The organism is Mobilicoccus sp. (genome assembly GCF_032060985.1).
Taxonomy (GTDB): Bacteria; Actinomycetota; Actinomycetes; order Actinomycetales; family Dermatophilaceae; genus Mobilicoccus.
In genome coordinates this window covers 205,806-219,526 of sequence record NZ_DAMBGD010000001.1, presented here as the reverse complement: position 1 = coordinate 219,526, position 13,721 = coordinate 205,806, and the positions used below count along the sequence as shown (strand labels likewise).

The 13,721-nt window shown below is 72.0% G+C and carries 11 protein-coding genes and 1 pseudogene; 8 read left to right on the top strand and 4 right to left on the bottom strand.

Annotation, left to right across the window (positions count from 1 at the left end):
• The first annotated feature begins 115 nt into the window (after window positions 1-115).
• From RT054_RS00950 to RT054_RS00920, 7 genes and pseudogenes are all read left to right on the top strand, one after another.
• The gene (locus RT054_RS00950; RefSeq protein WP_313021649.1) at window positions 116-1,510 is read left to right on the top strand and encodes an NAD(P)/FAD-dependent oxidoreductase; all 1,395 of its coding nucleotides are present in this window, start codon (window positions 116-118) and stop codon (window positions 1,508-1,510) included.
• On the top strand, window positions 1,507-2,382 hold the full coding sequence (locus RT054_RS00945) for a universal stress protein (protein ID WP_313021648.1): 876 nt from the start codon (window positions 1,507-1,509) through the stop codon (window positions 2,380-2,382). Before RT054_RS00950 ends, RT054_RS00945 begins: the two co-directional genes overlap by 4 nt.
• Window positions 2,383-2,387: 5 nt before the next feature.
• On the top strand, window positions 2,388-3,989 hold the full coding sequence (locus RT054_RS00940; RefSeq protein ID WP_313021822.1) for an APC family permease: 1,602 nt from the start codon (window positions 2,388-2,390) through the stop codon (window positions 3,987-3,989).
• Window positions 3,990-4,090: 101 nt separating this feature from the next.
• The gene (locus RT054_RS00935) at window positions 4,091-5,164 is read left to right on the top strand and encodes an HlyD family efflux transporter periplasmic adaptor subunit (protein ID WP_313021647.1); all 1,074 of its coding nucleotides are present in this window, start codon (window positions 4,091-4,093) and stop codon (window positions 5,162-5,164) included.
• Window positions 5,165-5,172: 8 nt separating this feature from the next.
• Window positions 5,173-6,036 carry an ABC transporter ATP-binding protein gene (locus RT054_RS00930; protein WP_313021646.1) on the top strand — a complete coding sequence of 288 codons (864 nt, stop codon included), beginning with the start codon at window positions 5,173-5,175 and terminating at the stop codon, window positions 6,034-6,036.
• A pseudogene (locus tag RT054_RS00925) lies at window positions 6,033-6,635 on the top strand (ABC transporter permease); the annotation flags it as partial. The gene RT054_RS00930 and the pseudogene RT054_RS00925, both read left to right, overlap by 4 nt.
• A gap of 200 nt (window positions 6,636-6,835) precedes the next feature.
• A complete protein-coding gene (locus RT054_RS00920; protein WP_313021644.1) occupies window positions 6,836-7,273 on the top strand; it encodes an FtsX-like permease family protein in 438 nt (145 codons plus the stop codon).
• 154 nt (window positions 7,274-7,427) lie between these two features.
• Here RT054_RS00920 and RT054_RS00915 read toward each other — a convergent pair whose 3' ends face one another.
• Window positions 7,428-9,329 (bottom strand): propionyl-CoA synthetase, encoded by a 1,902-nt coding sequence (locus RT054_RS00915; protein ID WP_313021643.1) that lies wholly within the window; start codon window positions 9,327-9,329, stop codon window positions 7,428-7,430.
• A gap of 228 nt (window positions 9,330-9,557) precedes the next feature.
• Complete coding sequence (locus RT054_RS00910; protein ID WP_312718364.1) at window positions 9,558-10,022, bottom strand: hypothetical protein; 465 nt, start codon at window positions 10,020-10,022, stop codon at window positions 9,558-9,560.
• Between the two features lie 326 nt (window positions 10,023-10,348).
• On the opposite strand from RT054_RS00910, the gene RT054_RS00905 reads away from it, so the two are divergent.
• Entirely contained in the window at window positions 10,349-11,458 is a 1,110-nt protein-coding gene (locus RT054_RS00905) for a Rossmann fold nucleotide-binding protein (RefSeq protein ID WP_312718365.1), read from the top strand.
• 49 nt (window positions 11,459-11,507) lie between these two features.
• Here the strand turns inward: RT054_RS00905 and rlmN are convergent, their stop codons facing one another.
• Window positions 11,508-12,683: a 23S rRNA (adenine(2503)-C(2))-methyltransferase RlmN gene (gene rlmN / locus RT054_RS00900; protein WP_312718469.1), complete on the bottom strand. Its 1,176-nt coding sequence runs from the start codon at window positions 12,681-12,683 to the stop codon at window positions 11,508-11,510.
• Window positions 12,684-12,822: 139 nt separating this feature from the next.
• Window positions 12,823-13,659: a phosphatidate cytidylyltransferase gene (locus RT054_RS00895; protein WP_313021642.1), complete on the bottom strand. Its 837-nt coding sequence runs from the start codon at window positions 13,657-13,659 to the stop codon at window positions 12,823-12,825.
• Between the last annotated feature and the right edge of the window lie 62 nt (window positions 13,660-13,721).

Here is a 13,721-nt window from a genome sequence, read left to right as displayed (position 1 = left end):
CCTCACCCTCGGGCCCTCATGGTCGGCCCCCACCAGGGGGCCGACCATCGCCGGCCCCTTCCTTCTCTTCCCTCCCCGTTCTCCCTGTTCTCTTCCCCCTTCCAGGAGGCACCCCATGACCACCCTCGATCGCGACGTCGTCGTCGTCGGCGCCGGAGCCTGCGGGCTCACCGCGGCCACACGGCTGCGTGAGGCCGGCCGCAGCGTCGTCGTCCTCGAAGCACGTGACCGCGTCGGCGGACGCACGTGGACCGACCACATCGACGGCGCGATGCTCGAGATCGGCGGCCAGTGGGTCTCCCCCGACCAGACCGCCCTCCTCGCGATGCTCGAGGAGCTCGGGCTCGAGACCTTCTCGCGGTATCGCGAGGGCGCCTCGGTCTACATCTCCCCCGACGGCACCGCCACGCAGTTCGACGGGGACGACTTCCCGTGCCGGCCCGAGACCGTCGCCGCCATGAACGCCCTCATCGCCGAACTCGACGAGCTCGTCGAGCAGATCGGCCCCGAGGAGCCCTGGGCGCACCCGCGGGCCCGCGAGCTCGACACCGTCTCCTTCGAGCACTGGCTCGCGCAGCGCTGCGACGACGAGGAGGCCCGCCGCAACGTCGGGTTCTTCATCGCCGGCGGCATGCTCACCAAGCCGATGCACTCCTTCTCGGCGCTGCAGGCGATCCTCATGGCCGCCTCGGCCGGGTCGTTCTCCAACCTGGTCGACGAGGGCTTCATCCTCGACAAGCGGGTCGTCGGTGGGATGCAGCAGGTGAGCGAACGCCTCGCCGAACGCCTGGGCGACGACGTCCTCCTCTCCCATCCCGTGCGCACGGTGCGGTGGCGTGAGACCGCCGAGGACCAGGGCAGCGGTGCGCGGGTCGAGGTCGTCGCCGACTCCGCGGACGGCCCGGTCACCGTGCGCGCCCACGACGTGATCCTCGCCGTGCCGCCGAACCTCTACACACGGGTCTCCTTCGAGCCGCCGCTGCCGCGGCGCCAGCACCAGATGCACCAGCACCAGTCGTTCGGCCTCGTCGTCAAGGTCCACGCCGTCTACCCCACCCCGTTCTGGCGCGAGAAGGGCCTGTCGGGAACGGGTTTCGGCTGCAGCCAGCTCGTCCAGGAGGTCTATGACAACACCAACCACGACGACCCGAAGGGCACACTCGTCGCCTTCGTGCCCGACGAGCGGGCCGACGAGGTGTTCGCGATGACCGCGGAGGAGCGCAGGGAGAAGATCCTCGCCGCGATCGCCGCCTACCTCGGCCCGGAGGCCCTCACCCCCGAGGTCTACTACGAGTCCGACTGGGCGGCCGAGGAGTGGACCCGCGGCGCCTACGCGACGAGTTTCGACCTCGGTGGCCTGCACCGGTACGGCGCCGACATGCGCGCCCCCGTCGGCCCGATCCGGTTCGCCTCCTCCGACCTCGCGGCCGAGGGCTATCAGCACGTCGACGGCGCGATCCGCATGGGGCAGCGCACGGCCGACGCGATCCTCGAGGGCGCACGGCCGTGAGGTACCTCGTCGCGTACACCGCCAACGACCGGGGGCGGGACGCCCTGCGACTCGGGGTCGCGCTCGCGCGGTCCTTCAACGCCGAGCTCGACATCGTCGTCGTGCTCCGTCGCGACGACGCCTTCGCGCCGCCGTACCCGCCCGTCGGGCACACCGAGGAGATCCTCGCGGCGCAGGCGCAGAGGTGGCTCGACGAGGCGCTCACGCTCGTCCCGAGTGACGTCGTGGCCCGCACCCACATCCGGTTCGCGGCCTCGGCGGCGCAGGGCATCGAGGCCGCCGCGGAGGAGTTCGACGCCGGTCTCATCGTCCTCGGCGGCAGCAGCGCCGGTCTGCTCCGGCGCCACTCGATCGGGGCCAACGCCAACACGCTCCTGCACAGCAGCAGCCGACCGATCGCCCTCGCCCCCCGCGGCTACGAGCCGGAGACCATCGAGCACATCGACGTCGCCGTCGGCACCCGGCCCGGCGCACCGCACGTCCTCGCCGAGGCCGTGCAGGCCTCGGTGCGCAGCGGGTTGCCCCTGCGCCTCGTCACCCTCGTCGACACCGGCGGCCACGACACGGCCGAAGCCGGTGAGGTCGCGGCGTCGACGGAGGCGCAGGTCCGCGACCTCCTCGACCGTACGGTCGCGGAGACAGGGACACCGAGCGCCGTCGACGTCCACGTCGCCGGCGGGCCCGACGTGCCCACCGCCGTCGCCGAGACCGACTGGCACGACAACGCCGTCCTCATCCTGGGGTCGAGCCGCCTCGCCGAGCGGCACCGCCTCTTCCTCGGCTCCACCGCGGGGCGGATGCTGCGCGCACTGAGCGTGCCCGTCGTCATCGTCCCCCGCCGGGACGACAGCTCCGAAGGACACCGGGCGTGAGCGCCATGCGCCCCGGGCGGGGCGAAGCCGCCGCCGCGGGTACCTCGGGCACGTCGGGAGTGTCGGACACGTCGAGCACGTCGAGCACGGACAAGGGGCTGTCGAGCGGCAGCGTGGGTCTCGTCGCCGCGGTCTTCATCGGCATCTCGTGCATCGCGCCCGCCTACACCCTCAGCGGCGCGCTCGGTCCCACGGCCTCGGCGGTCGGGGAGCACATGCCGGCGATCCTCCTCGTCGGGTTCATCCCGATGCTCCTCGTCGCCGTCGGGTATCGCGAACTCAACGCCGCGATGCCCGACAGCGGCACGACGTTCACGTGGGCCACCCGCGCGTTCGGACCGTGGATCGGGTGGATGGGCGGGTGGGGCCTGCTGGCCGCGACCGTCCTCGTGCTCTCCAACCTCGCGGGGATCGCCGTCGACTTCTTCTACCTCGCGGTGGCGCAGCTCCTGCGTCGCCCCGACCTCGCCGACCTCGCCGCGAACGTGCCGGTCAACATCGCCACGTGTCTCGTCTTCATGGTGGCGGCCTGCTACATCTCCTACCGCGGCATCGAGGCGACGAAGTCCTTCCAGTACGTCCTCGTCGCCTTCCAGGTCGTCGTCCTCGTCTGGTTCTCCGCGAGCGCCTGGCTCCACGTGCAGAACGGCACCGCGTTCGACGGACACCTGCCCTCTCTCGAGTGGTTCAACCCGTTCGGGGTCGGGTCGATGTCGGCGTTCGCCGCGGGCGTCTCCCTCTCGGTGTTCATCTACTGGGGCTGGGACGTCGTGCTCACGATGAGCGAGGAGTCCACGAGTTCCTCGGTCACCCCCGGCCGCGCCGCGACCGCGACCATCGGCATCATCGTCGCGCTCTACCTCCTCGTCGCGACGGCGACGCTCGCCTACGCGGGCACGGGCACCGGCGAGTTCGGCCTCGGCAACGAGGGCATCCAGGAGAACATCCTCGCCGCGCTTGCCGGCCCGATCATGGGGCCCGCCGCCATCGCGATGAGCCTCGCCGTGCTCGCGAGCTCCACGGCCTCGCTGCAGTCGACGTTCGTCTCCCCCGCGCGCACCATGCTGGCGATGGGCTTCTACGGCGCCCTCCCCCGCCGATTCGCCTCGATCAGCCCGCGATTCCAGTCCCCCGGGTACGCGACGTTCGTCTCGGCGGCGGTCTCGTTCGGGTTCTACGCGGTGATGCGGGTCATCAGCGAGGCCGTGTTGTGGGACACGATCACCGCACTCGGCATGATGGTGTGCTTCTACTACGGCATCACCGCGCTCGCCTGCGTCTGGTACTTCCGCCGCGAGGCGTTCTCCTCGGCGAACACCGCGTTCACGAGGTTCGTGTGTCCGCTGCTCGGCGGCGTCCTGCTGCTCATGTTCTTCGTGACGACCTCGATCGACAGCATGGACCCCGAGTACGGCTCCGGCTCCTCGCTGTTCGGGCTCGGGCTCGTGTTCGTGCTCGGCGTCGTCATCCTCCTTCTCGGAGTCGCCTCGATGCTCGTCATGCGCACGCTCAACCCGGCGTTCTTCCGCGACGGCCTGCCGCTGCGCCCGGGCTCGCTCGATGCGGGGGCGACACCCCCTGTCGCCCAGGGCGATACCGCAGGATGACCCGGACTCCGACCCAGGACTGATGTGCGGACGCGGCCCCTGCCGCCACACTCGAGGTGGCGCGGGGGTCGCGTCGATTCGAGACGAGGAGTCGAGGACTCGTGGACACCGTGCGCCGGTATGTCTTCCCCCTGCTGTGGATCCTGGTGCTGGGGGTGATCGCGGCCTCGCTCGCCAAGTTGGCGTTCTTCTCCGACGGGCCTTCGGCACAGGCCGGTGACGACGCCGCCCCCGCGGCGGACCTCGTCGAGGAGTCATTCGTCACCGTCGAGAAGGGCGACGTCGCCTCCACCCTGTCGCTGTCCGGCACGGTGCGTCCCGACGCCGGTCGGGCGGTCCCGGCGAGGACGACCGGAGAGGTCGTCGCCGTCTGGGTCAAGAACGGTGAGCACGTGGGACGCGGTTCCCGGATCCTGCAGGTGAAGGTGCCCCGCGAGGTCGAACCCCCCGCCCCGCCCACCGCCGCGCCGGGCGCCACGGCGCCACCGGCCGCGCCCGTGCCCCAGGCGCCCCAGTTCACCTATCACAACCTCTCGGCACCCGGCTCGGGCACGGTGCGAGACCTCAAGGCGGTGGTCGGTCAGACCCTCACCGCCGGCGACGTCGTCGCCTCCCTCTCGCCGGGCACGTACTCCGTCGTCGCCGACCTCACCCCGGAGCAGCAGCTGCAGCTCCTCGACCGCAGGGTCGAGGCCACCGCGACGGTCCCGGGACGGCGGGCGCCCCTCGCGTGCGCCTCGACCCGCATCGACGAGGACGACCCGGAGCCGGAGCAGGGCACCCAGCCGGGCCCGCCCCAGATCGACCCCAACACCGGCATGCCGATGGAGAGCGCCCAGTCGCAGGCGAGCCTGCGGTGCGCGGTTCCCGAGGACGCCAAGGTCGTCCCCGGGCTCGCGGTGAAGGTCGGGGTCGACCTCGGGAAGGCGAGCAAGACCCTCGTCGTGCCGACGACCGCGGTCGAGGGCAGCGGCGACGACGGCGCGGTCTACCTCCGCGGCGACGGCGGTCAACCCGAACGGCACCCCGTCAAGCTCGGGTTGCGTGGCGAGAACGTCGTCCAGGTCGTCTCCGGCCTCAAGGAGGGCCAGGAGATCCTCCGCTTCGTCCCCGGCGTCGACAATCCCGACGCGGGACAGGGCGGACAGGGCGGCCCCGTCGGACCCGGCTGGTGAGAGACACCATGACCCTCCCCCTCGGCGACCCGTCTCCCGCGGAGTCACCCGAGTCGCCGTTGCTCGAGATGCGCGGCGTCACCCGGTCGGTGCCCCTGCCCAACCGCGAGACGCTGCACATCCTCCGCGGCATCGACCTCGAGGTGTACCCCGGCGACCACGTCGCGATCGTCGGGCGGTCGGGCTCGGGCAAGACGACCCTCATGAACCTCCTCGGGCTCATCGACCGGCAGACCGATGGCGAGCTCCTCCTCGACGGTCACGACGTCGCCCGGATGCGCGACGCCCGCCGCGCCCGGTTGCGCGGTCGCTCGGTGGGGTTCGTCTTCCAGCAGTTCAACCTGCTTCCGGGACGCACCGCGCTCGAGAACGTCATGATGCCGATGCTCTACGGCGACGCCCGTCAGTTCTGGAACCGCCGCCGCGCGGCCATGGAGATGCTCGAGCGCGTCGGCCTCGCCGACCGGGCCGAGCAGAAGCCGTCCCGCCTCTCCGGCGGGGAGCAGCAGCGGGTCGCCGTCGCGCGCGCACTCGTACGCCGCCCCCGGCTCATCCTCGCCGACGAACCCACCGGCGCCCTCGACGTCACCACTGGAGAGGCCGTCATGGCGTTGCTCGACGAGATCGCCCGCGACTCCGACGCGGCGCTGGTCACCATCACCCACGACCTGCAGGTCGCGGCCCTCTCCCAGCGCACCTTCCTTCTCGACGGCGGCGTCCTCCACGACGTCGACGTCGAGGACGCGGGCGCGGCCCTGGCGAGCACCGGAGGGATCAGGGCGGGTCGGGCCGAGGTCGCCGACGCCCCCACCCCTGCGACGGTCCCCGACCGTGCCCCGGTCGCGGCTCCCGAGGGCGGTGCGCGCGCATGACCGGGTTCATCGCCGCGATCGTCGAGGCCTACGGCGAGTTGCGGGTCAACAAGGCCCGCGTGCTCCTCTCGCTGTTCGGGGTGGCCGTCTCCGTGTTCGCGATGACGGGGGTGCTCGGGGCCGGCGGCATGCTGAGCAGCGCCCTGCAGCAGGCGATCGAGCGAGACATGGGCCGCCCCACCGTGCTCGCACTCCAGCCGACGGGTTCGGTGGAGACGACCGGTGCCGCGGCCAGGCGGGACGACGCGGTGCTCGAGACCCTCGACCGTCTGGGGATGACGCAGCGCTCCCGCACGGCACAGTTCTCGTTGCGGGTGCAGACTCCCGACGGCGTGTGGCCCGTGCAGGTCAACGCCGTCGATCCCGACTACGCGCACATGTACCGCATCCGCACCGCGAGCGGCCGATGGATCGCCCCCAGCGACCAGGAGCGCCTGGCACCGGCTCTCGTCGTCGACGACGAGACCTACGAGCGCCTCGGACGCCCGCCGCTGGGCTCGGCGACCGTGACCTCCTACGGCTCCGCCCCCACGGACCCGGCCGCCCAGGGCCCGACCGCGAGCCGCAGCGTCGAGCTCGTCATCGTCGGCGTCCTCCCGCCCCGCCCCGGGGAGTCGCGCGACGGGGCCCTCACGGCGTTCATGCCGAGCGGCGCCCTCGCCCAGATCCCCGGAGGAGACGAGGCCGTCCGGCAGCGCAGTTACCTCACGTGGGTCCCGCCGGAGGTCCAGGACGGTGCCATGCGTCAGCTGCGCCGGCAGCTCGAGGCCGTACCGGGGGGCCCATCGAGGTCTACTCCATGGGGATGTCCCCCGAGGACCTCGGCTTCGACCGCGTCACGTGGGCGATCGCCGGTGTCGCCGGGGTGGTGCTCCTCCTCGGCGCGCTCGGGCTGGTCAACATCTCCCTCGTCACCGTGCGGCACCGCCTGCGGGAGATCGGTATCCGCCGTTCCTACGGCGCCACCGGGCCGCGCATCTTCGTCGGTGTCCTCATGGAGTCCGTCGTCGCGACCACCGTCGCCGGGCTCATCGGGGTCACCGCCGCCGTCGCCGTCGTCCGGGCGCCGTTCGTCCAGAGATGGTTCGCCGACATCGGCCTCGTCGACCTGCCACCGTTCCCGGTCTCCGCGGTGCTCATCGGTCTGCTCGCCGCGATCGCCGTGGGTGCCCTCGCCGGCATCCTCCCCGCCGCCATCGCCACCCGGATCAAGGTCATCGACGCGATCCGAGCCTGAGGCGATCCGAGCCCCGACCCACGGGCCCCCGCGTCCGGGAGCCCGCCCACCGGGTCCTTCTCGCGCGCCTGCGTCCGTCGAGGGCGCCACGAACGCGACGAACCCCCGCAGCGCGGGTGGCTGCGGGGGTTCGTCGCGTTCGTGGCGCGGGTGCTCACTCCTTGCGGAGCACCGGGCGCAGGGTGTCGAGAACGCTTGCGTCCTCGATCGTGCTCGGCACCTGGGCCTCCTGGCCGTCGGCGATCTGGCGCATGGTCTTGCGGAGGATCTTGCCCGAACGCGTCTTCGGCAGGGCGACGACGACGTCGACGAGCTTGAGGGCGGCGACCGCGCCGACCTCGTCACGGACCCGCTTGACGAGCTCGGTGCGCAGCTTCTCGGTGTCCTCCTCGGTCTCGATGCCGGCGCCGGACTTGAGCACGACGAACGCGCGCGGGATCTGGCCCTTCATCTGGTCGGCCACGCCGATGACGGCGCACTCGGCGACGGCCGGGTGACCGGCGATCGCCGCCTCGATCGACCCGGTGGAGAGGCGGTGACCGGCGACGTTGAGCACGTCGTCGGTGCGGCCCATCACGTAGACGTATCCGTCCTCGTCGATGTAGCCGCCGTCGCCGGTGAGGTAGTACCCCTCGTAGGCCGACAGGTAGGACGAGACGTAGCGGTCGTCGTCGTTCCACAGCGTCGGCAGCGTGCCGGGCGGCATCGGGAGCTTGATCGCGATCGAGCCCTCGGTACCGGCGGGCACCTGGTTGCCCTGGTCGTCGAGAACCTGGACGTCGTAACCCGGCGTGGGGACCGTGGGCGAGCCCGGCTTGACCGGGAGTTCCTCGATGCCGACGGGGTTGGTCGCGATGGGCCACCCCGTCTCGGTCTGCCACCAGTTGTCGATGACGGGGACGCCGAGGATCTGGCTCGCCCACTTGTACGTCTCGGGGTCGAGACGCTCACCCGCGAGGAACAGCCTCCGCAGGCTGGAGACGTCGTACTTCTTCAGCTCCTCGGCGTTCGGGTCCTCCTTCTTGATGGCCCGGATCGCCGTCGGCGCCGTGAACAGCGACGCGACGCGGTACTTCTCAACGACCCGCCAGAACGCGCCGGCGTCGGGGGTGCCGACGGGCTTGCCCTCGTACACGATCGTCGTCGCACCCGCGAGCAGGGGGGCGTACACGATGTAGGAGTGGCCGACGACCCACCCCACGTCGCTGGCCGCCCAGAACACCTCGCCCGGGGAGATGCCGTAGAGGTTCGGCATCGACCAGGTGAGCGCGACCGCGTGACCGCCGTTGTCACGCAGGATGCCCTTCGGCTTGCCGGTGGTCCCGGAGGTGTAGAGCACGTACAACGGGTCGGTGGCCGCGACCTCGACGCACTCGGCGGGTTCGACGGCGTCGGAGCCCATGACCTCGGCCCAGTCGACGTCGCGGTCGGTCATCTCGGCGGTGACCTGCTCGCGCTGGAGGATCACGCAGCGGTCGGGCTTGTGGCTCGACCGGTCGATCGCCTGGTCGAGGAACGGCTTGTACGGGATGACGCGGGTGGGCTCGATGCCGCACGAGGCGGCGACGACGACCTTGGGCGCGGCGTCCTCGATGCGGGCGGCGAGCTCGGCCGGGGCGAACCCACCGAAGACGACCGAGTGGATCGCGCCGAGCCGTGCCGTCGCGAGCATCGCGATGACGGCCTCGGGGACCATCGGCATGTAGATGACGACCCGGTCGCCCTTCTCGACGCCCAGCGCGCGGAGCACCCCGGCGAACTTGGCGACCTGTTCGAGGAGCTCGCTGTAGGTGTAGGTGCGCGAGGTGCCCGTCACCGGGCTCTCGTAGTGCAACGCGGCCTGGTCGGCACGTCCGTTGACGACGTGGCGGTCGAGGGCGTTGTAACAGGTGTTGAGGGTCCCGTCGGAGAACCACCGGTAGAACGGCGGACGGGAGTCGTCCAGCCCGGTCTTCGGGGGGCGGATCCAATCCACGCCCTGGGCGGCTTCGGCCCAGAACGCCGCCGGGTCCGCACTGCTTCTGTCGTGGAGTACTCGGTAGGCGCCGTTGCTCATGGGGGTCATCCTCCACCGGCCGCGCAGGTCGCGGGGCGGCTACGCGTCGCTCGATACGGCGACCCGACATGCGTTGTCGCCGAACGGTCGCGGCGACCTCTCGGCGCGGACGGCGAACGGCCGGCACGGGCCCCTGTTCCCATGCCGGCCGTCGGGCCCATCACGTCGCCGTGTGGACTCGACCGGGATGCACCGCCGTCAGCTCGTCATCCCGGACGTCTTGTGCCCTCAGCCGCAGTCGAGCCCCAGCGCCTCGACGACGTCGGCAGGAGCGACCTCGCACCCGACCTCGGCCGTTCCCAGGTCGACGACGCTCCAGCGTCCCTTCGCCTGGCGGAGGAGCACCGTGGCGGGGTCGAGCTCGGCGCCCTTGACGGGCCGCAGCGTGACGCTGGCCCACACGCCGCTCGTGCGCAGGCCCACGACGGAGTACTGCGAGGCGGGGACGCCGGCGGTGAACTCGCTCGCGTGGACGGCCTTGGTGACGGCCGCGAGCGTCGAGGCCTCCTCGGCCTGACGGCGCGCGTGAGCGCCCTGGACGGCGCGGTAGTGGGCAGCCGTGGACGTGGTGGCGGTACTCGTGTGAGCGGCGCGCGTGACGGAACCGACCGCGTCGGCCTGGCCGGCGGCTGCCGCGGACCCGGCCAGAAGCAGCGTGGTGAGTCCCATCGCGAGGATGGTGCGTGCGCGCATGATGTGTGTCTCCCGTCAGTTCCCACGGAGACGACCCCCGGCCCCGCGAACACCCTTATCCTCTCGTGCCTTCGACCCGGCGAAAAGGAAATATCGTGCGCTCGGGATCACAAGTCGGTGACGTTCACGTCACCGCCCGGACACGGCTCTGACCAGGGCATTCACGGACCTGGACACGCGCCTCGGCGCGTCGTCGCGGTCCGTGTCGGGGGCATGTCGAATCAGACGTCCTGAACTGCCGCCCACGTCCCCGAACGCCGCCCGATCGACGAGGTGGATACGTCCCGCCGCCCGGCGTGGACGCGGCGCGGGCATCATGGCCGATCATGGACATCGAGTCGATCGAGGCGTTGCGCGGGGCCCTGGACGAGGGTGTCCCGCTGGGACGCCTCCGCCTCCAGGGCCTGGACCTCACCGACGACGCCGCGCTGCTCACCGGGCGGGACGTCGAGGGCCTCGTCGTCCTCGGGGGACGTCTGCCGATGCCGCTCGCGCGATACCTCACCCGGCACGGCGCCGTCGTCCTGCCGCCCGCGCCGCATGCGCCGGTCGATCCCTACCGCGGGCACGTCTACACCCCCGACGAGCTGTACGCGGGGCTCACCGAGCACGGTTACGGGGCCACGCCCGACGCACGCGCCTACGCGTGGAGCCGCTCGGCGAGCCTGCGGCACGACGCGTACGTCGCCGTCCTGCGCGCCACCCACGACGTCGCGATGGAGGACGCGCTCGACGGGGTCCTGCGCGGCCATCCGGTCGTCGGGGTCATGGGGGGGCACGCGTTGCGGCGCGACGACTCGGCCTACGCCGAGGCCGCCGGCCTCGCCCACCGACTCGCCCGCCACGGGCTCGTCGTCGCCACCGGCGGCGGCCCCGGGGCGATGGAGGCGGCGAACCTCGGTGCTCTCGCCCCGGACGAACCCGCGCTCACCGACGCCCTGCGGCGCCTCGGGGCCGTGCCCTCGTTCGTCCCGGACATCGGGGCGTGGGCGGCCCTCGGGCTCGAGGTCCGTGCCGATCTGCTCGCCCGACGCCCGGCCGACGCGCCCCAGACGTGCTCGGTGGGGATCCCGACGTGGTTCTACGGGCACGAGCCGCCGAACGTCTTCTGCGACCACGTCGCCAAGTTCTTCTCCAACGCGGTGCGCGAGGACGGACTGCTGTCGCGGTCCACCGCCGGCATCGTCGTCCTGCGCGGCGCCGCCGGCACGGTGCAGGAGGTCTTCCAGGCGGTGACGCCGCGGTACTACGCCGACGACGACAGCGAGCTCTCCCCACTCGTCCTCGTCGGTGTCGAGCACTGGACCGTCACGATGCCCGTGTGGCCGGCCCTCCGGGCCCTGGCGGCCGACCGGCGCATGGCGAGCGCGCTCCACCTCGTCGACAGCCTCGCCGAGGCCGCGCAGATCGTCAGCGCTCACCACCTCGGCCGCTGATCGCGCCCGCACACGAGCGGGGACCTGCGCGCGTCCGACCCCCTCGGGGTCACGCCGTCGAGGCGGCCAGCTGCCCGCAGGCGCCGTCGATGTCGCTGCCGCGCGTGTCGCGGACGGTCGTCGGCACCCCGTGGGCCCGCAGCCGCTCGACGAACTGCTGCATCACCCCGGGCCGGGACGCGGTCCAGATGCTGCCCGGAGTCGGGTTGAGCGGGATCGGGTTGACGTGCACCCACCCGCGGCCGCGCGCGGCGAGCTTCTCACCGAGCAGGTCGGCGCGCCAGGCCTGGTCGTTCATGTCCCGGATGAGCGCGTACTCGATCGAGACCCGCCGGCCCGTCGCCTCGAAGTAGCGCCGTGCTGCGTCGAGGGCCTCCTCGACGGAGTACCGCGTGTTGATGGGGACGAGTTCGTCGCGCAACTCGTCGTCCGGGGCGTGGAGGCTGAGGGCCAGGGTGACGGGGATGCCCTCCGCGGCGAGCCGGTCGATGCCCGGGACGAGGCCGACCGTGGACATCGTGATGCCGCGTGCCGACATCCCGAGGCCTTCGGGCGCCGGGGCGACCATCCGCCGGATCGCGGCGATCGCCCGCTTGTAGTTGACGAGCGCCTCCCCCATGCCCATGAAGACGACGTTGCTCACGCGCACCGGACCATCGTGGAGGCCCACCGCCCCGGCGGAGGTCTCGTCGGCATCCGGCGCATCGAACGCGCCGGCCTCCTCGCCGAGGGCGTCGGCGGTGTCGGAGTACTCCGCAGCACCGGCCTCGACCTGTCCGGTGGCGAGCATCCGGGACGCCTCGACCACCTGCCCGACGATCTCGGCCGTCGACAGGTTGCGGGTGAACCCCTCCTGCCCCGTCGCGCAGAACGGGCAGTTCATGCCGCATCCGGCCTGACTGGAGATGCACACGGTCGCCCGCCGGGGGTAGCGCATGAGGACGGATTCGACGAGCGCGCCGTCGTGGAGGCGCCACACCGACTTCACCGTCGCACCGGCGTCGGCCCGCAGGTGCCGTACGGGGTCCAGCAGCGGGGGGAGCAGCTGGGCGACGAGCTCCTCCCGCCCGGCGGCGGGGAGGTCGGTCATGTCGGCAGGATCGCTCGTGTGTCCGACGAAGTAGTGCCGGGAGATCTGCTTGGCCCGGAAGCCGGGGAGCCCCAGCGCCGTGACGGCCTCGAGGCGACCGGGCATGTCGAGGTCCGCGAGATGCGTGGGCGGCATGGGGTTGCCGGGCGGGGAGAACGTCACCTGACCGCGCGCGGGGCGGCGGCGCTCCAGCCGTACCTGGACCGGGGGCTTCGACGGGTCGGTCACGGGACTCCTGACGGGGTGGGGGCGGGGCGGATGTGGACGGGGAAGCTCACACCAGCAGCGACATGACGAGCCACGCGACGGGGGCCGTGACGAGGAGGGAGTCGATGCGGTCCATGATGCCTCCGTGCCCCGGCAGGATGTCGCCGAGGTCCTTGACGCCGAGGTCGCGTTTGAGCATGGACTCGGTGAGGTCGCCGAGCGTCGCCGCCGCGACCGTGAGAAGCCCGAGGAGGGCGCCGACCCACACGGATCCCCCGAGCATGAGCGGCACCGTGAGCATGCCCGCGGCGAGGCAGCTCACGGTCGAGCCGGCGAGCCCCTCCCACGACTTCTTCGGGCTCACCGACGGCGCCATCGGATGCTTGCCCGCGACGACGCCGACGGCGTACCCGCCGATGTCGCTGGAGATCGTCACGATGACGAAGGCCGTGATGCGCAGGTTCCCGTCGGGCTCGGCGAGCATCAACGTCGTGAACGCCGACAGGAACGGCACGTAGGCCGCGATGAACACCCCGGCGGTGACGTCGCGGGTCGCCCGGTCGATGCCGAGGACGCTGCGCCAGGCGACGATGGCGAGCAGCGTGGCCCCGAACGCGACCATGAGCCCCGGCCCGCGGCCGACGTAGGCGCCGACGTGCATCGCCACGGTGCCGAGCAGCAGCGGCACCACGGGCACGGAGAACCGCCCGGAGGTGAAGGCCCGGGACAGTTCGACCACGCCGATGCACAACGCGGGGATGACGAGGACGAGCCAGCCCCACCGGACGACGAAGAGGCTGGCGAGGATGAGCCCACCGAGCCCGACCCCGACACCGATGGCGACGGGGAGATTGCGGCCCGCCTTGCCGGGTGGCTTCTTCGTGGGCGCGACGGGGACCGTCATCGCTGTCCTCTCGTCCTCGTTCGCGGCTCGGGTGCGCGTCATGCTCGGGGGACGTCGCGCAG